This is a genomic window from Massilia sp. MP_M2 (assembly GCF_039123635.1).
GTDB lineage: Bacteria > Pseudomonadota > Gammaproteobacteria > Burkholderiales > Burkholderiaceae_D > Telluria.
On record NZ_JBCHJF010000002.1, the window covers coordinates 1 to 24,039 of the forward strand.

General features: G+C 60.6%; 18 protein-coding genes. 10 read left to right on the forward strand and 8 right to left on the reverse strand.

Annotated elements, in window-relative coordinates; genetic code table 11:
* The 7 genes from RCH14_RS04890 to RCH14_RS04920 form a co-directional block, all read left to right on the forward strand.
* Positions 1–305 (forward strand): hypothetical protein (locus RCH14_RS04890; RefSeq protein WP_343025047.1); only part of this gene is annotated, 305 nt, incomplete at its 5' end.
* Positions 306–692: 387 nt separating this feature from the next.
* The gene (locus RCH14_RS04895) at positions 693–1,448 is read left to right on the forward strand and encodes a TIGR02594 family protein (protein ID WP_343025048.1); all 756 of its coding nucleotides are present in this window, start codon (positions 693–695) and stop codon (positions 1,446–1,448) included.
* 282 nt (positions 1,449–1,730) lie between these two features.
* Entirely contained in the window at positions 1,731–4,463 is a 2,733-nt protein-coding gene (locus RCH14_RS04900) for a type VI secretion system Vgr family protein (protein ID WP_343025049.1), read from the forward strand.
* A 35-nt stretch (positions 4,464–4,498) separates the two neighbouring features.
* The gene (locus RCH14_RS04905) at positions 4,499–5,131 is read left to right on the forward strand and encodes a hypothetical protein (RefSeq protein ID WP_343025050.1); all 633 of its coding nucleotides are present in this window, start codon (positions 4,499–4,501) and stop codon (positions 5,129–5,131) included.
* An 11-nt stretch (positions 5,132–5,142) separates the two neighbouring features.
* The gene (locus RCH14_RS04910; RefSeq protein ID WP_343025051.1) at positions 5,143–6,276 is read left to right on the forward strand and encodes a hypothetical protein; all 1,134 of its coding nucleotides are present in this window, start codon (positions 5,143–5,145) and stop codon (positions 6,274–6,276) included.
* On the forward strand, positions 6,273–7,655 hold the full coding sequence (locus RCH14_RS04915) for a T6SS immunity protein Tli4 family protein (protein ID WP_343025052.1): 1,383 nt from the start codon (positions 6,273–6,275) through the stop codon (positions 7,653–7,655). The genes RCH14_RS04910 and RCH14_RS04915 overlap by 4 nt, the downstream gene beginning before the upstream one ends.
* Positions 7,609–7,908 carry a PAAR domain-containing protein gene (locus RCH14_RS04920; RefSeq protein WP_343025053.1) on the forward strand — a complete coding sequence of 100 codons (300 nt, stop codon included), beginning with the start codon at positions 7,609–7,611 and terminating at the stop codon, positions 7,906–7,908. Before RCH14_RS04915 ends, RCH14_RS04920 begins: the two co-directional genes overlap by 47 nt.
* A gap of 97 nt (positions 7,909–8,005) precedes the next feature.
* On the opposite strand, the gene RCH14_RS04925 is transcribed toward RCH14_RS04920, so the two are convergent.
* From RCH14_RS04925 to RCH14_RS04935, 3 genes are read right to left on the reverse strand one after another with little or no spacing between them, the layout of a single operon-like run.
* Positions 8,006–9,454: an efflux transporter outer membrane subunit gene (locus RCH14_RS04925; protein ID WP_343025054.1), complete on the reverse strand. Its 1,449-nt coding sequence runs from the start codon at positions 9,452–9,454 to the stop codon at positions 8,006–8,008.
* Positions 9,451–12,639, reverse strand: a complete 3,189-nt coding sequence (locus RCH14_RS04930; RefSeq protein ID WP_343025055.1) for an efflux RND transporter permease subunit — start codon at positions 12,637–12,639, stop codon at positions 9,451–9,453. Before RCH14_RS04930 ends, RCH14_RS04925 begins: the two co-directional genes overlap by 4 nt.
* Before the next feature lie 24 nt (positions 12,640–12,663).
* Positions 12,664–13,968 carry an efflux RND transporter periplasmic adaptor subunit gene (locus tag RCH14_RS04935; protein WP_343025056.1) on the reverse strand — a complete coding sequence of 435 codons (1,305 nt, stop codon included), beginning with the start codon at positions 13,966–13,968 and terminating at the stop codon, positions 12,664–12,666.
* Positions 13,969–14,131: 163 nt separating this feature from the next.
* On the opposite strand from RCH14_RS04935, the gene RCH14_RS04940 reads away from it, so the two are divergent.
* The gene (locus tag RCH14_RS04940; RefSeq protein WP_343025057.1) at positions 14,132–14,749 is read left to right on the forward strand and encodes a TetR family transcriptional regulator; all 618 of its coding nucleotides are present in this window, start codon (positions 14,132–14,134) and stop codon (positions 14,747–14,749) included.
* A 208-nt stretch (positions 14,750–14,957) separates the two neighbouring features.
* Here the strand turns inward: RCH14_RS04940 and tal are convergent, their stop codons facing one another.
* From tal to zwf, 4 genes are read right to left on the reverse strand one after another with little or no spacing between them, the layout of a single operon-like run.
* Positions 14,958–15,887: a transaldolase gene (gene tal, locus RCH14_RS04945; protein ID WP_343025058.1), complete on the reverse strand. Its 930-nt coding sequence runs from the start codon at positions 15,885–15,887 to the stop codon at positions 14,958–14,960.
* A gap of 19 nt (positions 15,888–15,906) precedes the next feature.
* On the reverse strand, positions 15,907–16,404 hold the full coding sequence (locus RCH14_RS04950; RefSeq protein ID WP_343025059.1) for a GAF domain-containing protein: 498 nt from the start codon (positions 16,402–16,404) through the stop codon (positions 15,907–15,909).
* Between the two features lie 35 nt (positions 16,405–16,439).
* Complete coding sequence (locus tag RCH14_RS04955) at positions 16,440–17,294, reverse strand: SIS domain-containing protein (protein WP_183555662.1); 855 nt, start codon at positions 17,292–17,294, stop codon at positions 16,440–16,442.
* A gap of 9 nt (positions 17,295–17,303) precedes the next feature.
* A complete protein-coding gene (gene zwf, locus RCH14_RS04960; RefSeq protein WP_343025060.1) occupies positions 17,304–18,773 on the reverse strand; it encodes a glucose-6-phosphate dehydrogenase in 1,470 nt (489 codons plus the stop codon).
* A 271-nt stretch (positions 18,774–19,044) separates the two neighbouring features.
* Between zwf and RCH14_RS04965 the strand changes: the two genes are divergently transcribed.
* Both RCH14_RS04965 and RCH14_RS04970 read left to right on the forward strand, forming a co-directional pair.
* The gene (locus RCH14_RS04965; protein ID WP_343025061.1) at positions 19,045–20,466 is read left to right on the forward strand and encodes a methyl-accepting chemotaxis protein; all 1,422 of its coding nucleotides are present in this window, start codon (positions 19,045–19,047) and stop codon (positions 20,464–20,466) included.
* A 144-nt stretch (positions 20,467–20,610) separates the two neighbouring features.
* Positions 20,611–23,019: a TonB-dependent receptor gene (locus RCH14_RS04970; RefSeq protein ID WP_343025062.1), complete on the forward strand. Its 2,409-nt coding sequence runs from the start codon at positions 20,611–20,613 to the stop codon at positions 23,017–23,019.
* 40 nt (positions 23,020–23,059) lie between these two features.
* Here the strand turns inward: RCH14_RS04970 and RCH14_RS04975 are convergent, their stop codons facing one another.
* Positions 23,060–23,956 (reverse strand): SMP-30/gluconolactonase/LRE family protein, encoded by an 897-nt coding sequence (locus tag RCH14_RS04975; RefSeq protein ID WP_343025063.1) that lies wholly within the window; start codon positions 23,954–23,956, stop codon positions 23,060–23,062.
* Positions 23,957–24,039: the final 83 nt, after the last annotated feature.

Here is a 24,039-nt window from a genome sequence, read left to right on the forward strand (position 1 = left end):
TGCCGCTGCCGCTGCCGCTGCCGCTGCCGCTGCCGCTGCCGCTGCCGCTGCCGCTGCCGCTGCCGCTGCCGCTGCCGCTGCCGCTGCCGCTGCCGCTGCCGGTGCAGCGCATAACCATCGCGCCGCAGCGATGTGGCGACGTGCTGCATCGGGCTGCGTGGTGCGTCCGGCGCGAGCGCCCGGGCATGTGCCTGCAGGCGCGCCGCCAGGGACGCGGCGTCGGACCGGGTGTCGACGCTCTGCGTCGCCAGCGCGATCGCGAGCGACATCGCAAGCAACAGCGCAAGCATGACTTTCCAATGTGATGTGAAGAGCGGTCGCATGGCGTCACATGGCGCGGTGCGGCGCGTTGTCGGCAATCAATGCAGCCAGTGTAGCCAAACATGTCAAATTCTGCGTCGCTGGGTGAGGGCAATTCCGCGCTACAACGAGGTACCCACAATCCATCAAGTCTGCTTTGCGCCAGCACGACGTTACGGCTGTGGCATAGCAAAAATCCGCATCATATTTCGGCCGTAATTAATATTTTTTGCACATCGACTTATGAATATTGCATGGACTTTGATGTACTCTTGGTTGGTATTCTCTGATTTCCTTCGGTAAGCGGCTGGGTCTGCAAGGAGGATGAATCTTGCTTCCTGGCCTGTTCGTCGCAATGGCGCGACGTTGTCATCAGCAACTTAGGAGCGGACATGGCCACTAGTACCAATATTCTGGAAGTGCAAACACAACTGCGCAAACTGAGTTTCGACCCGGGCCCACTGGATGGCATATGGGGGCGGCGCACCATCGCGGCGTTGCGCGCGTTTCAGGAGTCGAGAGGGCTTCAGGTCGATGGCATTCTCGGGCCGAAGTCGCATAAAGCCTTGTTCCAGGGTGTGGCTAACAACCAGCACATCATTCCTGATGAGCTGCCCTGGATGGCCGAGGCAACGAGATTGATTAATACGATGGAATTCATGGGCGATCTGCATAATCCCGTCATCCTTGACTGGGCCGACGACCTCGATATCCATTATCCCGGTGACGAGGTTCCATGGTGTGGTTTGTTCGTCGGGCACTGCATCGGCAGTACGCTGCCGGAGGAAATCTTGCCGACGACGTTATTGCGCGCTCGCGCGTGGGAAAGGTTTGGCCAGAAAATGTCACCCCGCTACGGTGCAGTCATGGTCTTCTGGCGTATCAGTGAACAAAGCGGTAAAGGGCACGTCGGCTTTTATACCGGCGAAGACGACGACGCTTATCGTATTCTCGGCGGCAACCAGAGTGACAGTGTCTGCTATGAGTGGGTATCCAAGACACGTTTCAAGGCAGCACTCTGGCCCACGTCTGCGGCATCGCTGGCACACTTTGCATCGTCGCGGATATTGGACCGCGCAGCCGATCTGGCAGCGGGTGGCAACAGTCTGTTTGCGCAAACCAATGCGGGCCTGCATTCGCCGCACTGACAATGACAGGGCAGTGTGCTCGCGACCTGACAAAGGTCACGAGCAAAAAAACCGGGCCACGCAGGCCCGGTTTTCGTTCACCTTGTGTGTCGATTGTCAGCGTCGCCGGCACGATCGCAAGCTCGCCAGGGCAATGCCGCGCTACAACGCGCTGCGGCGTCGGCGCCACAGCGGGGACCATGACCGCTGGCACATTGCGCATCATCAATTTCGCTACAGTTTCGCATCGCTAAGATCGGGCGTTGCCGTGTTATCTGCGGTGGTCATCATGAGGCGAAGACAGTGAAACTCGATCAACTTGCTGCGAGCGTCATGGGATTGTCGGATACGAAACGCGCCATACGCCTCCGTCTATCGGGCGCCAATGGCATCGTCGACGACCTGCTGCTGGTGAAGTATGTGAGCGGGGTCGAGACAATGTGCGGCGGGATCGAATATGCGCTGCAATGCGTATGTCTGAGGGCAGGGCTGGCGTTGAAGGCGTTCATTGCCAATCCGGTCGAGCTGCAATTCGTGACCGATACCGGATCGCTGCGCAGCGTCTGCGGTATCGTCGGCGGTGTGACGGAGGGGCAGAGCGATGGGGGGCTGGCCACTTACCAATTGATCGTCCGTGACGCGATTTCTCTGTTGGAAGAGACCTGCAACACGCGGGTGTTTCGCAACCGCAACGAGGTCGACATCACCAGGATCATGCTGCATGAGTGGTGCCAATCCAACCCCATTGCCAGCGCCGCATTTCGCTTCGACCTCAGTGGGCTGAAGGCATATCCAGCCCGCGAATTTACCATGCAATATAACGAGTCGAATGCCGCCTTTCTGCGCCGTCTGTGGAAACGGCGCGGCATTGCGTGGTTTATCCGCGCCGGAGCTTCGAATGAACGGGGAAGCGACAACACGCCTGTTCATACGCTCGTGCTGTTTGACCAGCCGAACGCGCTGGAACAGAATCCAGCCGGCCCGGCACGCTACCACCGCGACCACGCCACCGAGCAACGCGATAGCATCACTGCCTGGCATGCGGTGCGCAAGCTGACTGCCGGGCGCGTTGAACGCCAGAGCTGGAACTATCGGTATGCATGGTCGATGAGCAGCCAGGATACGAGTCTGGCAAATCAGGGCGAGTCAGGCAACCGGTTCGCATCCTCGCTTGATGACTACCTGATCGACTCGCCGCACGTTGGCGACAGTTCGGATGACTATCGCTATCTGGGCCTTGCGCGCATCCAGCGCAAAGAGTATGAGGCCAAGTTCTTCGAGGGAGAAAGCGGCGACCGCGACATGCGCGTCGGGCAGTGGCGCAGCATAAGCGGGCACCGCGAAATCGATTCGTATCCGGAAGCGCAGCGTGAATTTGTCTGCACCGAATTGCGGGTGGAGGCCGAAAACAACCTGCCCACGACCCTGAATGAACGCGCTGGCCGGTTATTCGCACTGAATCGCTGGAGCAGCGAACTGGTGCGCGCCAGCGCCGAGCGGGGCGTACGCTATACCAATCGATTCACTTGCGTACGACGCGGCATTCCAATCGTGCCTGCCTTCGATCCACGCATCGATCTTCCGCGCACGGCGCCGCAAACCGCCATCGTTGTCGGACCTGCGAATCAAGAGATTTTTTGCGACGCAATGGGAAGAATCAAGCTGCGATTTCCTGCGTGTCGCGCACAAGACCATGAGCATGCCAAAGGTGCCGGCACATCGGACAGCGACCGGGATTCGGCGTGGGTGCGTGTTGCGACCGGTTGGGCGGGTAACCGCTATGGCGCAATCTCGCTGCCGCGCGCAGGCGATGAAGTTGTCGTCGTATTTTTGGGCGGCGACCCGGATAAGCCGCTCGTGATTGGCAGCGTCCATGGATACCGCACGCCGTCCCCGTCCTTCAGCCGTAGCAGCGTTCTGCCTGGGGATAAGCATTTATCTGGAATCGTGAGTCGCGAGGCGGAGGGGGGACGCGCGAATCAACTGCGCATGGACGATACGCCGGGACAAATCAGTGCGCAGATCGGGAGCGAGCACGATCACAGCCAACTCAATCTTGGTTATCTCACGCAGCCACGTTGTGACGGCGCCGCCGAGCCGCGCGGCGAAGGCGCGGAATTGCGCACAGATGCAGCATTGGCGTTGCGCGGTGGTCAAGGCGTCCTGATCAGCGCGGATGCGTCGCTGCGGGCGGCGGGAAGGCAGCTGGATCGGGATGGCTTGACTGGACTGGCCGAGGCGCTGGTTACCATACAAAAGCAGTTGGCCGAGTTGGCCGAGACCCATGAAACAGATGCGGTGGAAGGGGAGTCGCTGTCGCAAATGAAGTCGCATCTGGAACAGTGGGAGCAGGGCAGCAACACGGCAGGGCAAGCTGCGGCAGGGACGGGTGCGCCCATTGTCGCCATTGAAGCGCCAGCAGGCGTGCTGGTTGGCAGTCAGGCTGGCGTCACGATTGGGGCGCAGACGCATGTCGATCTGGTCAGCGTTCGGAATACCCAGGTATCTGCGGGGCGCAAGCTGATGCTGCATGCATTGCAGGGGATCAGTCTATTCGCGCATTCGCTCGGAACCAGACTTGTTGCGGCAAGCGGGAAGGTAGAGCTTGTTGCACAGGATGACAACGTCGAGATCACGTCAGCGAAAAGGATCGTTCTCACTGCAACGGAGGAGATTGTTTTGCAGGCCCCGAAAGTGACAGTGGTGACGCAGGGCGCGCAGGCGGCCTTTGGGGATGGAGCGATTACGCATCAATGCACGGGAAGTTTTATGGTCAAGTCGGCTAAAGCAGAATTTTCAGGTGCAGGGGATGGCGAGATGCATTCGACGCAAATGTATGAAAGTGATGTTCAATACGATCAGCATGTTCGATTGGTTGATTTGTCTACCGGTGAGCCATTAGCAGAGCAACGTTACCGAGTTACTGTTGAAGATGCTCAGGTATTGGAAGGGCGTACAAATGCAGATGGAGTGACTCAGCACTTTTCGTCTGATATCCCGTTTGCCCAATATAGGATTGAAGCCATCGACGACTAACTATAGTAAAGGTGTGAGTCAGTATTGGATGTCACATGGATGCTATCAGTAGCAAGAATCAAGAAAGATATGCGATGACGATTGTTCCAAGTAAAAATGGATACAAGCTGCCAATCAATCCCGAGAAAAAACAAGGAAAAATTTCTCAAGGTTTCGTCACGCCTAAACAGGACAAAATTCCACAAGTTCAAAAAATTCCGCCCAAGCGGGTTTTGCCTATCGTGTTTATACCGGGAATTATGGGATCAAACCTGAGAATGACGGAGACCCGCCAGAAAGAGCTCCACGGGACGCATAATATATCCTGGCGGCCAGATAATTCGAGTGTGACTGTGAAGCAATACAACGATAGTCCAATCAAGAGGCAACTGCGTCTAGATCCAGAGAACACCGAAGTTGACACCTACGATCCTTTGAAAAACACGACCGGGAGCCTTGAAGAAAGTTCGGACTCGCGCAATCAAAGCGTAACGTATACCCGAGGATATAGAGGTTGGAGCAGACTCGATGGGCCCTTACTACAGCCAGATTTGCCGGGGACTGAAAATCGCCGTAACCAGCATCAAAAAGCTCGAGAGCGAGGCTGGGGAGAGATATATTTTGGAAGTTATCAAAAACTTCTTGAAGTCTGTGAGAGTAAGCTCAATCTGCATTTTCCTGCGGAGTAATGGATCTTTATTTGCAGACCAATATTCTAAAAATCGACCCAAAAAAGTGGCAGGCAGATCCGAGTATTATTATGCCCCCTCTTGATGAGAGTTCTATGCGAGACGCTGTTAAAGGGTGTTGGTTTCCAGTACATGCAATGGGTTACAACTGGCTTAAAGGAAATTTTGAATCTGGTGTCGTTATTGCAAAAAAAATCAATACTTTGATTGATAAGTATAAAAGTGAAGGATTTGAATGTGAAAAAGTCATTCTTCTAACACATTCGATGGGAGGGATAGTCGCACGCGCAGTTATTCACCCTGCTATTGGAAACGCGAACGATAAAATATTGGGCGTCGTTCACGGAGTTATGCCTGCCCTGGGTGCCGGGGCAGCTTACAAGCGAATGCGTTGTGGCGTTGAGGGAGAATGGGCAGCGCCGACAGAAAGAATAACAGCAGGGGTTTTGGGAGATAACGCACAAGATGTAACTGCAGTGCTTGCGAATGCTCAAGGTGCCTTAGAGTTGCTTCCAAATCAGTTTTACGGAGCTCATTGGCTGGAATTTCGAGATGAAAAGAAAATATTGAAAAGCTGGCCTGTCCAGTGCCCATACGAGGAAATTTATAAAGTAAGAGCGAAATGGTTTAGTTTGTTCCGAGAACGATGGGTCAATCCGGCAGGTGCGATAGGGGTTGGAATTCACAAGACTTTGAATTTATTGGACGACGCTAAGAGCTTCCACGCTAGTATTGAAAATACCTATCACAATCAGAGTTACGCTCACTATGGGGTGGATCCCGATAGAAAAGCTTGGCACAAAGTGACTTGGAAGGTTGATGACGTGGTCGATTCAAAAAATATTGATTCTTTAAAGATTGTGGAAGACAATCGAAAAGGAAGTCTTAGTCTGGTCGATCTGAAAGCACCAGAAGATGTCAGAAAGGTTAATTTTTTAAGTGTCGAGATGCTTGGTCCAGATGCCCCTGGCGATCAAACCGTGCCGTCGCATTCAGCAGATGCACAGCTTTTAAGTAGAAAATTTAAAGGTGTATTCAGACAGCAAGGCTACGAGCATCAGGGCAGCTACTCGAATCCTGTCGTATTGGCGTCAACTTTATATTGCCTATTTAAAATAATTTCAACGATGAAATGGGATAAATGATGAAAAGGCTTATTTCTCATTCTGTTGCATGGTTGATTTTTACAATGGCGGTATTGGTAGTTATTATAATCATCAACGGAAGAGAGGGCAAAGTGATGCCGGCATCTAAGAAAATAGATAAAATATTTGAGCATACACATATGGTGTGTTTTGGGCGCTTGCGCGTGAAAATTCCGAAGGGTGCATCTGTCATCTACGGGCCTATTTCAGTTGATGGAAATATACAATTTTATCCCGATCAATCTTCAAATATTTCTACATTAGTAAATTCACGTTTGCAAGAAGTCAAATTGGAAAAAAGCTACTTGGCAGATTACTCACTCGCCAAGCTGCCAAAAATTGGAGAGGTCATTGATGGCATCATCCCAGGTCAGAAAATTGTTTTCGGGGCGAAAAGCTCAGTAAGTTACTCGATTCATTCTTATATCCCAATAAAAAATGACCTTTTTATTCATTACATCAGCAGTGCAATGCCCAGCGAAGACAATATTTCATTAATAAATAAAATTGCTGGCCATCTCAGCTCCCGCTCTGAGAATGAAATTCCTGCAGGAATGGGAGTGTGCGTTGAAGGAGGCTTTTTAGAAGTTGATGCAGAATACGAAAATAGTGCTATAGGTATTTATCTAAAAGAGATTCCAGATGTCCGAATTTCCATCGAAGCACGCAAAAACCATGATTATTTGCAAGAGGACAGTGCTCCGGGGCGGCTGCGGCAACAAGCGAAAGAACATGCTGCCAATCTTGGATTAGGCAACTTTTTCTCTAGCATAAAAATGCTACGAGAAGGATCCCGTCAACTGGGAGTCTGGCATGGTGAAGAAATTCTCACCAGGCGACCGGCTTACAAGAATGATACAGATGCACATGAATTCCGGTTTTTCAGCGTTGGTGAGGCAAACAACGCGCTGCATCCTTTGCTGGATATTCGACTCGATTCTGGCGTGAAGGATGACACGAAAGCCAAGATCAAGCCCACCCTTACAGATGACGAAGCCATGGCCCTCTGGGACAGATTGGTGCCGTCTATCGGCATACGCCAGCCAAGCGATGCAACCCTGACCAAAGAGCTAAGTCAAAAAGCACCGCTGGGAACTACAATTCAATCAGGTAACATATGCCCGCAAACGGGGCAATGGCAATGCCTTGACAAGCGAAGGGTCGAGGGGGAGCGATATCGTATATTCAGCGAGGGGGAAAAAATACCGCCAGTGATCGTGACGGGCCATAAGAGTTTTCTCAGGACACTTATCGGTGACGTCTACCGTGTTGCTCAAACTGAATGGCAATTGGTAGCCTATTCCCCACCGTCTTATATAGCAGATGAAATCGATGGTCTTTGCGAAGATATCCACAAATCAAAAGACAGCCATTCCTAACGTCATCCGCCTAAACGATCCTACCAGCCACGGCGGCAAGGTCACTGCCGTCGCTGCTACGCCTTTCACCGTTGGAGGCATCGCCGTCGCCTGCATTGGCGACAAATGTGCATGCCCGATCCACGGTGACGGCACTATTGTTGAGGGCGAGCCCATGTACACGATAAATGGCAATCCAGTTGCCTATAACGGCCATAAGACCAGCTGCGGCGCTACGTTAATCTCGACCATCGCGACCTTCACCCACAGCTAGCCCAAGCCCTGCAGCCATGTCACCTGCGCCAACCTTCACACGAAAAAAAACCGGGCCACGCAGGCCCGGTTTTCGTTCAAGTCAGCAGCGTCGCAACTTACCTCGCCGCCACCGGCGTCCCATCAGCTTGCGCCGCCGGTTCCACCCAGCCGCCGCCAAGCACGCGATACAACGCGACCTGGTTCTGCAGACGCAGCAGATTGGCCTGAACCGACAACTGCTGCGACTGGAACAGCGAACGCTGTGCGTCGAGCAGGTCGAGCTGGCTGGCTGCGCCGCTGCGGAAACGCAGGTCGGACAGGTTGAAGCGGTCGGCTTCGGCTTCGGTCACGGCTGCCTGCGCGCGCAGCTGTTCGCTGTACGTCGCCTGGCCGGCCAGGGCGTCCGCCACTTCGCGGAATGCCGTCTGGATCGATTGCTCGTAGCGCGCCACGGCGATGTCGCGCTGGGCACGGGCCGCGCCCAGCGTGGCGGTGTTGCGGCCATAGTCGAAGATCGGCAGGATTGCCTGTGGTGCGAACGACCAGCCCCAGGTGCCGCTCTCGAACAGGCCCGACAGCTCGGTGCTGGCGCTGCCGGCGCTGCCCGTCAGCGAGATGCGCGGGAAGAAGTTCGCGCGCGCCGCGCCGATGTTGGCGTTGGCCGCGATCAGTTCCTGCTCGGCCGCACGGATGTCCGGACGGTTGGCCAGCAGGTCCGATGGCAGGCCGGCCGGCAGGTCGGGCAGTTCGGTCTTGGCCAGCGTGGCGCCGGTCGAGACGTCGGCCGGCAGCGGCTGGCCGACCAGCAGCGTCAGCAGGTTGATGTCCTGGGCGCGGAAGCGCTGTTGCTGCGCCAGCGTGGCCAGGGCCGTTTCGACGAGCGAACGCGATTGCTGGATATCCAGGCGCGATGCGACGCCGTTCTCGAAGCGCAACTGCGTCAGGCGGTCCGAATCCTGGCGCGTCTTGAGCGTGTCTTGCGTGATGCGCAGCAGTTCTTCGTCGGCCAGCAGTTGCAGGTAGGCGTTGGCAACCGATGCGATCAGGCTGATCTGCGTGGTCTTGCGCGCTTCCTCGGTGGCCAGGTATTGCGCCAGCGCGGCCTCGGACAGGTTGCGCACCCGCCCGAACAGGTCGAGTTCGAACGACGTGACTTGCAGGCCGGCCTGGTAGGTGCTGTTGATCGGCTCGTCCTTGCCAACGGTCTGGCGGCTACCGCTGACGCCCAGGCCCACCGATGGCAGGCGGTCGGCGCGCGTGATGCGGTACTGCGCACGGGCCTGCTCGATGTTGGCAATGGCGATGCGCAGATCACGGTTGTTCACCAGTGCCTGGTCGATCAGCTGACGCAGGCGCGGATCGGCAAAGAACTGCTGCCACGCGACCGCGGCCGGCGCCTGGGCGATCACCGGGCTGGTCGATGCCGTGGCGGCCTGTGGCACTGCCGGGAAGGCGCTCGCCACCGGAGCGACAGGGCGCTCATAGTCCGGTGCCAGCGACATGCAGCCGGCCAGTGCCATCGACAACGCCAATGGCGTGACGATCAGTTTGATGTGTTTAATCATACTTGTTTCCCTTGTTCTGCGGCCTGCCGTTCCTGTTTCTCGAGCTCATGCTGTTTTTCCTGCGCATGGGCGTACATCTTGTTCTGGCGCTCGCTGCCCTTGAAGAGCGTGCGGATCACGACGAAGAACACCGGCACGAAGATCACACCGAGCACGGTCGCCGTAATCATACCGCCCATCACGCCGGTACCGATCGCGCGCTGCGATGCCGAACCGGCGCCGCCGGCCAGTACCAGTGGCAGCACGCCGAGGATGAACGCGAGCGAGGTCATGATAATCGGGCGGAAGCGCAGGTGGGCCGCTTCAAGCGCCGCGTCGAACGGTGACTTGCCTTCGGCTTGCAGATCCTTGGCGAATTCGACGATCAGAATCGCGTTCTTCGCCGCCAGGCCAATGATGGTGATCAGGCCGACCTTGAAGTAGACGTCGTTCGACAAGCCCCGCATATTGGCCGCCAGCAGCGAGCCAAGAATACCCAGCGGTACCACGAGCAGCACGGCCACCGGGATGGTCCAGCTTTCATACAGCGCGGCCAGGGCCAGGAACACGGCCAGCAGCGCGAAGCCGATCAGGATGAACACGGTCGAGCCCGAAAGCAGTTCTTCGCGCGACTGGCCGGTCCACTCGTACGAGAAACCAGCCGGCAGGCGTTCTGCCAGACGCTGCATCTCGTCCAGCGCTTCGCCGCTCGAATAACCCGGTGCCGGTTCGCCGGTCAGTTTCATCGCAGGATAGCCGTTGTAGCGGTTGGTTTGCATCGGGCCGGTGGTCCATTCGGTCGTCGCGAACGACGACAGCGGCACCGGCTGGCCCTGGGTATTCATCGCGTTGATGCGCAGAAGGTCGTCCGGCTGCATACGCTGGGGCGCATCGGCCTGCACGATCACGCGCTGCAGGCGGCCGGCGTTCGGGAAGTCGTTGACATACGACGAACCCATCGACGTCGACAGCGCGGTATTGATCGCAGCGAAGGTCACGCCCAGCGCTTGCGCCTTGTCGCGGTTGATGTTCAGCTTGAGCTGCGGCGCATCTTCCAGGCCTTCCGGACGCATGCCCGTCAGGACCTTGCTCTGCGACGCCATGCCCAGCATCTGGTTACGCGCGGCCAGCAGGGCGGCGTGGCCGTTGCCGGCACGATCCTGCAGGCGGAACGAGAAGCCGGTGCCGGTACCCAGTTCCGGGATTGGCGGCGGGCTCACCACGAAGATGAACGAGTCGCGCAGCGCGCCCATGTGGCCCATGATGCGCCCTGCGAACGCTTGCGCGTCCTGGCCGTCACCCTTGCGCTCGTCCCATGCCTTCATCGGGATGAACGCCAGACCCATGTTCTGGCCCTGGCCCGAGAACGAGAAGCCGGTCAGGGCCACGATGTTCGCCGTTTCCGGCTGCTTCATCACGAACTCTTCCATTGCATGCATGACGGCGCCGGTACGTTCGGCCGTCGCGCCTGGCGGCAGCTGGACGTTGGCGATCACATAGCCCTGGTCTTCGTTCGGCAGGAACGAATTCGGCAGGCGCGTGAACATCACGCCAACCACGACGACCAGCACGGCAAACACGACCATCCAGCGGCCGGCACGCTTCATCAGGGCGCCGACGAAGCCTTCGTATTTCTTGGCACCGGTGGTGAACTTGCGGTTGAACCAGCCGAAGAAGCCCTTCTTGTCATTGTGGTGACCGGCTTCGACGGGTTTCAACAGGTGCGCGCACAGCGCCGGGGTCAAGGACAGCGCCAGGAAGGCCGAGAAGGCAATCGAGGTGACCATGACCACCGAGAACTGGCGGTAGATGTTGCCGACCGCGCCAGCGAAGAAGGCCAGCGGGACGAACACGGCGATCAGGACCACGGTCACGCCGATGATGGCGCCGGAGATCTGGCCCATTGCCTTGCGCGTCGCTTCGAGCGGCGGCAGACCTTCTTCGCTCATGATGCGCTCGACGTTCTCGACCACCACAATGGCATCATCGACGACGATACCAATCACCAGCACCATGCCGAACATGGTCAGCACGTTGATCGAGAAGCCCATCGCCAGCAGGCAGGCGAACGAGCCCAGCAGTGCGATTGGCACCACGATGGTCGGGATCAGCGTATAGCGGAAGTTCTGCAGGAACAGGTACATCACCAGGAACACCAGCACGATCGCTTCGATCAGCGTGTGCACCACTTGCTCGATCGAAATCGAGATGAAGGTGGTGGAGTCGTAAGGGATCGAGTACTTCACACCGGCCGGGAACAGCTTCTGCAGTTCGGCCATGCGGGCCTTGATCAGATTGGCGGTTTCAAGGGCGTTACCGGCTGGCGCCAGCTGCACGCCGATACCGGCTGATGGCTTGCCGTTCAGGCGCGCCGAGGTGGCATAGGACTGGCCGCCGACTTCGATGCGTGCGACGTCTTTCAGGCGCACGGTCGAGCCGTCCTGATTGGCGCGCAGCACGATGTTGCCGAACTGTTCGACGTTCGACAGCTGGCCCGTCACGATGACGGTGGCGCTGATCTGTTGCCCCTGCGTGATCGGCAAATCGCCGATCGTGCCCGATGCGACCTGGGCATTCTGCTGCGAGATCGCGCTCGTGACGTCGGCTGGCGACAGGTTGTAGCCGACCAGCTTGGTCGGGTCGATCCAGATGCGCATCGCCTTTTCGGTACCGAACAGCTGAGCCTGGCCAACACCGGTAATACGCTGGATTTCAGGCAGCACATTGCGCGAGGCATAGTCGCCCAGGGCAATATTGTCCATCTTCGGGTCATCCGACGACAGGATGGTAAACAGCAGGAAGTTCGAGCGCGACTTGTCGACGCGCACACCTTGCTGCGTTACCGCCGGCGGCAGGCGCGGGGTCGCGCGCGACAGGCGGTTCTGGACGTCAACCTGGGCCAGTTCCGGATCGGTGCCGGTCTCGAAGGAAATGGTAATCGAGCCAGTGCCGTTGGCTTGGCTGGTCGATTCCATGTAGATCATGCCTTGGGCACCGTTCATCTCGCGTTCGATAATCGAGATGACGGAATCCTCCAGAGTCTGCGCCGACGCACCCGGGTAGGTGACGTTGACGACGATCGCGGGCGGCGCCACGGATGGATATTGGGCGATCGGCAACTGCTTGATCGCAACAGTACCCAGCACCATGATGAACAGCGCGATCACCCATGCAAAAATTGGGCGGTCAATAAAAAAACGTGCCATTGAAAAGTCCTGTTCGTTTTATTCTTAGCGGCTGCTATTGGCCGGGGTCGTTGCACCCGCCGCCGGCGAACCGGAACTCGGAGTGCGCGCACCCGGTGCATTCGCGCCGGCGGCGTTCGGCTGGGCAGCCGGGGCGCCTGCCTGTGCGGGGGCTTGTGCGGCGACCGGGGTCCATGGCACCGGCTTGACCGGCGTGCCTGGTGGCAGCATCTGCAGTTTCTGGAAGCCGTCGACCATGACGTTTTCGCCTTCCTTCAGGCCGTCGATGACGATCCAGCTCTCGCCTTGCTGCGAAGCGATCTTGACCGTGCGGGACACTGGCTTGTTGTCGGCGCCGATGACCATCACGGTGTCGCCGTTCTGGCCGCCACGGGTGACTGCCTGCTGTGGCACCAGGATGCCGCGCGTTTCCGACTGCGACAGACGCACGCGTGCGTACTGGCCAGGCAGCAGGGCATTGTCCGGATTGTCGATGGCGGCGCGCAGCGTGACCTGGCCGCTCGTTTCATCGACGGTGACGTCCGAGAACAGCAGCTTGCCCTTGCGTGGCAGCACGGTACCGTCGTCGAGCACGACCGTGACCGGCAGCTCGGCATCGAGCTTGCCGCCGGCCTGCTTGCGCAGGCGCTGCAGATCGTTCGCCGATTGCGTGATGTTCAGGTACATGCGGTCGGTCTGCTGGATCAGGGCCAGCTCGGTCGACTGGGTCGCCGAAACCAGCGCGCCTTCGGTCACCAGCGAACGGCCGATGCGGCCGGAGATCGGGGCGTTGACGTTGGTGTAGCCCAGATTGATCTGCGCTACGCGAACCTGCGCGCGGGCGGCGGCGACTTCGGCCTCACCCTGGCGCTGGGCAGCCACGGCGTTGTCGAATTCCTGCTTGCTGACAGCAGCGGCTTCGACCAGCGGCTTGTAGCGATCGGCAATGGACTTGGCCGCCACCAGATTGGCCTGGGCGCGTGCCAGGTCAGCCTGGGCGGCAGCGACCTGGGCCTGGTACGGTGCAGCGTCGATCTGGTATAGCGCCTGGCCCTGCTTGACCATGCTGCCCTCGGTGAACAGGCGCTTCTGGACATTGCCATCGACGCGGGCGCGAACCTGGGCGGTGCGGATTGCCTCGACGCGGGCTGGCAGCTCGGTCTGCAATGCGACGGTTTCGATCTTGGTGGTGATGACACCGGCCTGGACGGCTGGCGCTTGCTGGCCGCCAGGGGCGGCGCCGGCTGGGGCTGCATCTTTCTTGCCGCAGGCGGACAACAGAACCAGGGCTGCCAGGGTGGCGGCAGCGACCCGGGTCAGGGACGGGGACGAGGATTGGGCAGGGCGCATTACGTGTGCTTCCTTCTAGTTAGTAAGGCGTTGACCTCACCCGCCACTGAGGAAAACATGGCGAAGGGTAATATCAACACTGGCTTTTGCAAATCGTTTTATATACTATCACGACTGTATGTAAAATGTTTGCCCCCTTGTAATTTTGGAGTAACCCCCGAATATGGTCCGCAGGACGAAAGAAGAAGCCGCCGCAACACGAGACAGCATCCTTGATGCAGCAGAAATCTTGTTTGCAAAAAATGGCGTTTCGCGAACAACTTTACAGCATATCGCCACCGCAGCGGGCGTGACACGCGGCGCGATTTATTGGCATTTTGTCGATAAGGGCGCCGTCTTCAGCGCCATGATGGAACGCGCCACGATGCCCATGGATGCCGCCGTCAAGCTGGCAGGCGAGCGTGCGGACACCGATCCGCTGCAAAGCCTGCGCAACGAAATGATGGCAGTGCTGCAGATCGTGGAGGGTGACGAGAAGGCGCGCCGCGTGTTCGAGATCGCGACGCTCAAGACCGAATTTACCGACGAGGTCGATTCTGCCCGCGCGCACAAGCGCGAGTCGGTAGCGCGCTGGCGCGGCCGCTTGCAGGATCAGTTCACCCAAGCCAAGGCCGAGGGCACCTTGCCGGCCAGCGTCGATCCGCGCAATGCGTCGATGTGCATGTGGGTCATGCTCGACGGCTTGATCCGCAACTGGATTTTCGAGCCGGGTTCGTTCGAGCTGGTCGAGCTGGGTGCTGAATTGATCGACACCTACATCGCCGGGTTGCGTGCACGCTGAGACCTGGCTTTACACATGTAAAACCAAGAAAAAACCCGGTCGTAGGGTGGGCGGGTTACCCGCCCACGCGTTCAAACCAACTACGCATCGTGGCATGCCACGTTATGTTGAACGCGTGGACGGCAAAGCCATCCACCCTACGGTGTAGATGTAAAAACAACAAAAAACCCGGCCGCAGCCGGGTTTGTCGTTTGCGCAACTGATGTGATTAACGCATGCCTTCGATCATCACCTTCAGCTTGATCGAATCGGCGACGAACGCGCGGATGCCTTCGGCCAGCTTTTCGGTTGCCATCGCATCTTCATTGAGCATGAAGCGGAAGGTTTTCTCGTCGATTGCGATCTTCTCGATATTGGCGCTGTCATCCTTGACCAGCTTGCGCTCGAACGGCGCGTCGCTGTCGGCCAGCTTTTGCAAGAGGTCCGGCGAGATCGTGAGCAGGTCGCAACCGCTAAGTTCCAGGATCTGCGACGTGTTGCGGAAGCTCGCGCCCATCACTTCGGTCGCGTAGCCGAACTTGCGGTAGTACTGGTAGATGCCCTTGACCGACTGCACGCCCGGATCGTCGGCGCCCTGATAATCGGTGCCGGTCGACTTCTTGTACCAGTCGTAGATACGGCCGACGAACGGCGAAATCAGCTGCACGCCCGCTTCGGCGCAGGCCACCGCCTGGCACAGCGAGAACAGCAGCGTCAGGTTGCAGTGGATACCGTCTTTTTCCAGGATCTCGGCGGCGCGGATGCCTTCCCAGGTCGAGGCGATCTTGATCAGGACGCGCTCGCGCGACACGCCGGCCGCTTCGTACAGCGCGATCAGTTCGCGGCCCTTGGCCACCGTGGCCTCAGTATCGAAGGACAGCGCGGCATCGATCTCGGTCGACACGCGGCCCGGCACGAACTTGAGGATTTCCACGCCGAAGGCGATCAACAGGCTGTCGATGATGCCGTCGATCGACGCGTCGGGCGCGTCCGCGATCGCTTTTTCGAGCAGCGGGCGGTATTCCGGCTTCTGCACGGCTTTGAGGATCAGCGACGGGTTGGTGGTCGCGTCCTGCGGCGTATAGGCCTTGATCGACTGGAAGTCGCCGGTGTCGGCAACGACGGTGGTGAATTGCTTGAGCTGTTCGAGTTGGTTCATGGTGGTCTTTTGAATATTCTTAGAAATCGGTGCCCGCAACAAACGCGGCCAGCATGGCTTCCAGGCCGACGCGGTCTTCGTCGCTGAAGCGTTCAAGCTTCGGGCTGTCGATGTCGAACACGCCGATCAGCCGGTCGTCCTTGAGCACCGGGATCACGATCTCGGAGGCCGACGCCGAATCGCAGGCGATATGGCCCGGGAACGCGTGCACGTCGGCGACCACGATGGTCTCGCGGCGGGCGGCGGAGGCGCCGCAGACGCCGCGCCCGAACGGGATGCGCGCGCAGGCAGGCTTGCCCTGGAACGGGCCGACCAGCAGATCCTGGCCTTCGCCCTTTTTGGACGGCACGGTGAAGTAGAAGCCAGCCCAGTTCAGGTCGGCGATGGTGTCGTAGACGAGTGCCGAGAACTGCGCCGCATTGGCTGTCAGGTCACGTTCGCCTTCGAGGATGCTCGCGACCTGGCGGACCAGCAGGTCGTAATCGGGACGGGTGCTGCGTTCTGGATTGATGTGCATGGCGTTGACATTCGGCGGTCAAGAAAGGAACTATTTTAGCCGATGAACGAATCGAACTGCATGTCGAACTCCTGTAGCGCTTTCTGTGCGTTTTGCATCTTCTTGCGAAACTCCGGCCCGCGCCGCAGCGCCAGGCCCACCGCCAGCACGTCGATCACGACCAGGTACGCCAGGCGCGCCGAGATTGGCGTGTACGGGTCGGTCGCAAACACGAGGTCGATCGGGATCAGGAGCGTGGCCATCTCGGCCAGCGGCGTGCCCGATGGCGCCAGCACGATGACCTGCGCGCCGCCCGCCTTGGCCAGCTTGGCCGAACGGGTCAGCGCCGGGTTGTTGCCGCGCTGCGAAATGGCGACTACCGCATCGCCTTCGCGCAGCAGGGCGGCCGCGATCGAGTGGATGGCCGGGTCGGTGTAGGCCACCGTCGGCACGCCCGAGCGGAAGAACTTGTGCTGGGCGTCGGCCGCCACGAAGCCGGACGTGCCCTGGCCGTAGAACTCGATCTTGTTGGCGCGCGCGAGGATCTCGAGGGCCTGCTGGACCAGCTCCGGCTTGAGGTTGTTGCGCAGGTCGAGCAGCGTGTTGATCGAGCGGCTGCAGATCTTGTTGATCAGATCCGACGCCAGGTCGTCCTGGTGCGGCGCCTCGTTGGCGCCGGGCAGGGCCAGCGCCAGGCCTTGCGCCAGCTTCAGTTTGAACTCGTGCCAGCCGTCGTAACCCAGCGTGCGGCAAAAGCGCACGACGGTCGGTTCCGATACGCCCGCGTTGCGCGCGAGCGCCGTGATGTTCTGGCTCACGGTGCCGGACGGCGCCGCCAGCACCGCGAGCGCCACCTTGCGCTCCGATTTGGAGAGCGTGTCGAGCTGGGTGCGGATCGAGTCGAGCAGCATTGGTTAGCCTCAGTCTTCCGGCAGCGATTCTTCGCGCCACTGCAAGCCGTCGCGTCCGATCAGGGCGCTGGCCGCAGCCGGGCCCCAGGTGCCGGACGTGTACGGGGCGGGAGAGCTGTCGTCCTGTTCCCAGTGCTCCAGGATCGGTTCGACCCATTCCCACGCCGCTTCCAGCTCGTCGCCGCGCATGAACAGCGTGAGCTGGCCGCGCAGCACGTCGAGCAGCAGGCGCTCGTAGGCTTCCATGCGCGGCGACGTGAACTGCTCGCGAAAATCGAGTTCGAGTTCGGCCTGTTTCAGGCGCATCGAGTCGCCCGGCGTCTTGGCCATCAGGTTCATCGACAGCCCTTCATCGGGCTGCAGGCGGATCACCAGGCTGTTGGGCTGGAAGCTCGACGTCGGCTGGTTGAAGATCGAGTGCGGGATCGGCTTGAAGCGCACGACGATTTCGGCCAGGCGGTCGGACATGCGCTTGCCCGTGCGCAGATAGAACGGCACGCCGGCCCAGCGCCAGGTGTCGATTTCGGCCTTCATCGCCACGAAGGTCTCGGTGCGCGAACTCTTTGGCGCATCCGGTTCGTCGCGGTAGCCGGGCACCGGCTGGCCATCGATATAGCCCGAGCGGTACTGGCCGCGCACGATATTGTGCGAGAGCGTGGTCGGCGTGAAGCGTTTCAGTGAGCGCAGCACCTGCAGCTTGGCGTCGCGCACGGCGTCCGGCGCGATCGACGCCGGCGGCTCCATCGCCACGATGCACAGCAGTTGCAGCAGGTGGTTCTGCAGCATGTCGCGCAGCGCGCCCGAGTTGTCGTAGTAGCCCATGCGGTTGCCCACGCCGATCTTCTCGGCGATGGTGATCTGCACGTCCGAAATCCATTCGCGGCGCCACAGCGGCTCGAACAGGATGTTCCCGAAACGCAGGGCCAGCAGGTTCTGCACGGTCTCCTTGCCCAGGTAGTGGTCGATGCGGTAGATCTGCGACTCGGCGAAGACCTTGCCCACGTCCAGATTGATCTGCTTGGCCGAGGCCAGGTCGCGGCCCAGCGGTTTTTCGAGCACCACGCGCGAATTGGGCGTGGCCAGGCCCGTGGCGGCCAGGTTGTCGCAGATCTTGGCGAAGATCTGCGGCGGCGTGGCCAGGTAATACACGCGCGTGAGCGACGTGTCGGCGCGCAGGGCCGCGACCAGGTCACCGTAGGTGCCGGCATCGGTGGCATTGAGCGCCACATAGGTGATGCGGCCGATGAATTTTTCCCAGTTGGCGCCGGATGGCGCTTCCTTGATGTGCGGCTTCGAATTGGTCTCGACCATGTGCAGGAATGCTTCCTGCGTGGCGTCGTCGCGCCCGACGCAGATGATGCGGGCGCTGGCCGGCAGGTCGCCCGCCACGTCGCGCGCGAACATGGCAGGCAACAGCTTGCGCATCGCAAGGTCGCCACTGCCGCCAAAGAATACGAGGTCGAAATCGGGAATCGCCATGATGAGGTGGGTACTTGAAGAGAATGAAAACAGGAAGAGATTATATGTAAATTTACTACATAAATTAGCACCTTACAAGAAAATCTACTACGAAAGGCGGTCGCCGAGGTTTATGTTGACATAGTTGTGCGCCCACCGGCGCACCCCGAGTGGTGGGAATGCGACGGCCAGACAATGCGACATGACAGGGCAAGGGATCAGGGCTATAGTTTCCACAAGTAAATATCGTAGCCATGCGAGCTGCGAAGATGAGGGAGACATGATGGGCTGGATGCAAAGTCTGGGTCGGGCGCTGTCGCCGTTCGGTGGCCGGGCGGTGGGTGGCAGCGTGCGCGCGCTGGTGGTCAAGGCGCGCGATGGCAGCATCCGCACGGCGATCAATGCCGCGCGCCTGCGCAAGGAAGTCGATCAGGCGCAGGCCCAGGCCGCGCGCCAGCACCAGGCGGCCGGCGCGCTGGCCGCCGCGGCGCGCGAAGTCACCGACCTGTCGGCCGATGTCAACGCCGGTACGCTGCGCATCGCCGACACCGCCGCGCGTAACCTGCACACGGCGCGCGAATCGATGGATGAACTCACGCGCCTCGAAGCACGCATGCGCACCATCGAGGCGCAGGTGCACGGTTTTTCCGACACCGTCTCGCAACTGGTCGGACACCTGCACGAGATCGGCGAATTCGGCACCGTCATCGAAAACGTCGCCAACCAGACCAATCTGCTGGCGATCAATGCCGCGATCGAAGCGGCGCGCGCCGGCCCGGCCGGGCGCGGGTTTGCCGTGGTGGCCTCCGAAGTGCGGCGCCTGTCGCAGGTGGTCAACGCCGAAGCCGTGAAGATCGCGACCGCCAGCAGCGCGATGCGCGGGCTGGTGGCGTCGACCTCCAGCGCGACAGCCGATATCCTCGAGGGTGTGAACGTCTCGGCGCGCGAAGCCGGCAGCGCGGCGAGCCACCTGACGACGTTCGTGGCTGATTTTGAGCGCATGACCGCGACCGTGGACCAGATGGCGCTGGCGATGCAGTCGCTCGACGGCGTCAATCAGCAGATCGGGGCGCGCGTCGACGAGGTGGCGAGCAATGCGTCCGGGGCGGCGGCGACGATGCAGGATGCCTCGCGCCGGGTCGACGAGGTGCGGCTGGCAACCGAGGATCTGCAAGGCGTGCTGGCGGGTTTTCGCACCGGCGGCACGCCGTTCGACGCGCTGGTCGATGCAACCACCGTGCTGCGCGAAGAGGTGCTGGCCTGCCTGAAGCGCCACGGCGAAGGCGGCGCCAACGTGTTCGACCAGAGCTACCAGCCGATCGCGCAGTCCGATCCGCCGCGCTTTACCACGTCCTACGACCGCATCGTCGAGCGTGATCTGCAGGCGCTGTTCGACCGCGTGCTGACTGACTTGCCGGGCGCCGCCTACGCGCTGGCCGTGGACAACCGCGGCTTTGCACCGACCCATAACACCAAGTTTTCGCGCCCGCCCAACGGGCAGCGCGAGCACGACCTGGTGTATTGCCGGAACAAGCGCATCTTCGACGATCCGGTGGGTATCCGGCTGGCGAAGAACCGCGAGCCATTCCTGCTGCAGACCTATCTGCGCGATACGGGCGAGGTGATCAACGATCTGTCGATGCCGGTCATGCTCGACGGGAAGCACTGGGGCGCGGTGCGGATTGGCTACGATTCGGCCCGCATGATGGGCTGAGAGAAGCGCCCCCTGCCACCTGCCGGTTCCCGATATAAGCATAGGCAAAATCGATATTGGTAACGCAATTGGAGGCCTGTTAAGCTTCGCGTCCCTTCGGCGGTCGAGGTACCGCCGTCACCGACCAGAAGAAGAGAAGCCCCCATGAGCTGCAAGCACCATCACGCCAATCCGCATCGCGCGGTCCTGATCCTGAGCCTGATCGCGACCCTGGCCCCGACCGCAGCGCTGGCCCAGACCACGCCGCCACCGGCGCCGGCCGCCCAGGACCTGCAGACGATCGTCGTCACCGGCACCCGTTCACTGAACCGCCGCACGCTCGACTCGGAGTCGCCGGTCGACGTCATCGGCAACAAGGAACTGCTCAGCACCGGCTCGGGCGAACTGGCCACCGTGCTCTCGCGCCTGCTGCCATCGATGAATTTCCCGCGTCCGAGCGGTGCCGATGCCAGCGATGCGGTGCGTCCGGCGCAGCTGCGCGGCCTGTCGCCCGACCAGACGCTGGTGCTGGTCAACGGCAAACGCCGCCACACGTCGGCTGTCGTCAACGTCAACGGCACGCTGGGGCGCGGCTCGGCGCCGGTCGACCTGAATGCGATTCCGCTGGCGGCGATCGAGCGCATCGAAGTGCTGCGCGACGGCGCCGCGGCCCAATACGGCTCGGACGCCATCGCCGGCGTGGTCAATATCATCCTGAAGCGCGGCGCCAAGGGCGGCGAAGCAGAAGTGGTGTATGGCCAGTATGACGCGGGCGATGGCGAGCAGGCCACCGTGCGCGGCTCGGCGGGCTTCAATCTGGGCCAGGATGGCTGGGTGCGCATCGCCGTCGAAGCGGCCGAGCGCAACGCCACCAACCGCTCGTTCGCCGACCCGCGGCCGTCCGCCGGTCCACGCCAGGGTCTGGTGACCCAGCGTTACGGTGATCCGGACAGCCGTCCACGCACGCTGTTCGTCAACAGCGAAGTGCGAATCAACGACGACGTCGACTGGTATGCTTTTGCGAGCTACGGCGAGCGCGATACCTCGTCGGCGGCGACTTTCCGCACTGCGTTTACCGACAACAGCCGCACCACGCTGCGCTCGCCCCTGTATCCGGAAGGCTTCCAGCCGCTGCTGGGCAGCACCTCGGTCGATGCCTCGATCGTGACGGGTCTGCGCGGCGTGGTCGCCGGCTGGCGCTGGGACGCAAGCCTGAACCACGGCCGCAACCGCTTCACCCTCGACGTCAACGACACGGTCAACTACGGCCTCGGCGCGGCCAGCCCCACCAGCTTCTATGCGGGCGAACTGACCTCGACCCAGAGCCTGGCCAACCTGGACGTGGCGCGCGAAATTCCCGTGTCGTTCATGAGTGGTCCGCTGACGGTGGCCCTGGGCCTGGAAGCGCGCCATGAATCCTACGAGATCGGCGCGGGCGAAGCCGGTTCATACTTCGGTTCCGGCGCCCAGGGTTATTCGGGCTTCCGGCCCGAGAACGCGGGCGAAAATACCCGCAACAACAAATCGGTGTACCTGAACCTGGAAGGCGACATCACGAGCGCACTGTCGGGCGCACTGGCGCTGCGCCATGAACGCTACAGCGATTTCGGCAGCACGAACTCGGCCAAGGCATCGGCACGCTATGCGTTCACGCCGACCTTCGCGCTGCGCGGTACGGCATCGAACGGTTTCCGCGCGCCGTCGCTGGCCCAGTCGTTCTACACGATCACCACCACCAACACGCTGCTCGTGAACGGCGCCAGCGCACTGGTGGAGACGGGTACCTTCCCGGTCGGCAGCGCCGCCGCCCGTGCACTGGGCGCGCAGCCCCTCAAGGCCGAAAAGGCGCGCAACCTGAGCATCGGCGCGCAGTGGCAGCCAAATCGCAACTGGACCACGACGGTTGATTTGTACCGCATCGATATCGACGACCGCATCGTGTTCTCTTCGAACCTGCAACTTGCCAATGCACCGGCGCTGTCACGCGCGCTCGCGGCCCAGGGCGTGTTCGTCGGCGCGGCGCGTTACTTTACCAACGCGGTCGACACGCGCACCAAGGGCGTCGATGTGGTCAGCACGTACCGCCTGAACTTCGCGCAGGGCGCGCGCGCCGACCTGACGCTGGCCTACAACCACAACGACAACGACGTGCAGGGTGTGGCGGCGTCGCCGGCCGTGCTGTCGGGGCAGGGACTGTCGCTGGTGGACCGCCAGAGCATCAACCGCCTGACGGTCGGCTCGCCGAAGGACAAGCTCAGTCTGACCGGGGACTACACGCAGGGTGCGTGGAATGGCCGCGCCGTGGTGACGCGTTATGGCGAATTCACGGTGCCGCAGAACGATCCAGCGTTGGACCAGAACTACGACCCGCAGTGGGTGCTTGATCTGGCAGCGAGTGTACGCCTGAACCAATGGCGCCTGACGGCCGGCATCGACAACGCGACCAACCGCTATCCTGCGCAGGTCACGTCGCGGGCCAACCTGAACGTGAACGGCACCCAGCCGTACAGCGTGTGGGCGCCGAACGGCTTCAATGGCCGCTACTTCTACGTGAAGGCCGGCTACACCTGGTAACAGGCCGCCGCGCCGTGCGCAATGCACGGCGCGTGCTGTCTCATGGCCGGTATTCGGGCTCTTCGCGGCCCGCGACATCGAGCCGCACCGACAGCACCTTGCCGGTGTGCGGATACTGCGCGATTTCTTCGCTTGACCGACCCTGGCTGGCGCTGGTGATGTACAGCGTGCGCAGGTCGGGCCCGCCGAAGCAGACCGAGGTCGGGCAGCGCACCGGCAGTTTAATCTCGCGCAGGATCTCGCCGGTTGGCGAGATGCGCAGCACGCGAGCTCCTTCGAACATCGCGACCCAGTACATGCCTTCCGCGTCGATCGTCGCGCCATCGGGCCGGCCGCCGTAATCCGGCGCCGTCTTGTCGCTCGGGAAAGTGAGGATCGTGCGGCGGTTGCTTTGCTCGCCGGTGTCCACGTCGAAGTCGTAGCAGTCGATCCGGTGCGTGGTGGTATCGGCATGGAACATCGTGCGGCCATCCAGGCTCCAGGCCAGGCCGTTCGAGTTGGTCATGCCGCCGCGCCAGGCGCAGCGCAGGGTGTCGCGCTCGAGCACGTACATCTCGGCGGCCGGCTGGTCGCGCGGCTCGTACATGGTGCCGATCCAGAAGCGGCCCGCCGGGTCGACGCGCCCGTCGTTAAAGCGCACCTTCGACGGATCGTACGGCGCGTGGGCGATCGGGGTTTCGACACCGTCGGTCGTGTTCAGGCGCAGCAGGCCCTCGCGTGTGGCCACGACCAGAAAATTGTTGTCGTCGATTGCCAGCGCCGACGGGTTCGAACCCATCTTCCATGCGCTGAATTTGCCGCTTGCCGCATGCAGGCGGTTGACGGTCAAGCCCTCGATGTCGACCCAGTACAGGGCCGATTCGACTTCGTGCCAGATCGCCGATTCGCCCACCAGCATCGGCGCATCGTGTACCACTTCAAATTTTTCGGTTGCCATAATCTTTCTTTCGTGTCGCAGGTGCTGCAGCCGGCGTAGGGTGGACGGCTATGCCGTCCACGCGTTCAAATTAATCCGATTTT

Bases quoted from the DNA above. Each gene is read 5' to 3' on its own strand.
- tal (WP_343025058.1), bottom strand. From the start codon at position 15,887: ATGAACCAACTCGAACAGCTCAAGCAATTCACCACCGTCGTTGCCGAC.
- RCH14_RS04950 (WP_343025059.1), bottom strand. From the start codon at position 16,404: ATGCACATCAATCCAGAACGCAGCACCCGTCCCGATTACGACCTGCTG.
- RCH14_RS04895 (WP_343025048.1), top strand. From the start codon at position 693: ATGGCCACTAGTACCAATATTCTGGAAGTGCAAACACAACTGCGCAAA.
- RCH14_RS04965 (WP_343025061.1), top strand. From the start codon at position 19,045: ATGCAAAGTCTGGGTCGGGCGCTGTCGCCGTTCGGTGGCCGGGCGGTG.
- RCH14_RS04935 (WP_343025056.1), bottom strand. From the start codon at position 13,968: ATGCGCCCTGCCCAATCCTCGTCCCCGTCCCTGACCCGGGTCGCTGCC.
- RCH14_RS04920 (WP_343025053.1), top strand. From the start codon at position 7,609: ATGGTCTTTGCGAAGATATCCACAAATCAAAAGACAGCCATTCCTAAC.
- RCH14_RS04940 (WP_343025057.1), top strand. From the start codon at position 14,132: ATGGTCCGCAGGACGAAAGAAGAAGCCGCCGCAACACGAGACAGCATC.
- RCH14_RS04955 (WP_183555662.1), bottom strand. From the start codon at position 17,294: ATGCTGCTCGACTCGATCCGCACCCAGCTCGACACGCTCTCCAAATCG.
- RCH14_RS04970 (WP_343025062.1), top strand. From the start codon at position 20,611: ATGAGCTGCAAGCACCATCACGCCAATCCGCATCGCGCGGTCCTGATC.
- zwf (WP_343025060.1), bottom strand. From the start codon at position 18,773: ATGGCGATTCCCGATTTCGACCTCGTATTCTTTGGCGGCAGTGGCGAC.
- RCH14_RS04975 (WP_343025063.1), bottom strand. From the start codon at position 23,956: ATGGCAACCGAAAAATTTGAAGTGGTACACGATGCGCCGATGCTGGTG.
- RCH14_RS04915 (WP_343025052.1), top strand. From the start codon at position 6,273: ATGATGAAAAGGCTTATTTCTCATTCTGTTGCATGGTTGATTTTTACA.
- RCH14_RS04930 (WP_343025055.1), bottom strand. From the start codon at position 12,639: ATGGCACGTTTTTTTATTGACCGCCCAATTTTTGCATGGGTGATCGCG.
- RCH14_RS04925 (WP_343025054.1), bottom strand. From the start codon at position 9,454: ATGATTAAACACATCAAACTGATCGTCACGCCATTGGCGTTGTCGATG.
- RCH14_RS04905 (WP_343025050.1), top strand. From the start codon at position 4,499: ATGGATGCTATCAGTAGCAAGAATCAAGAAAGATATGCGATGACGATT.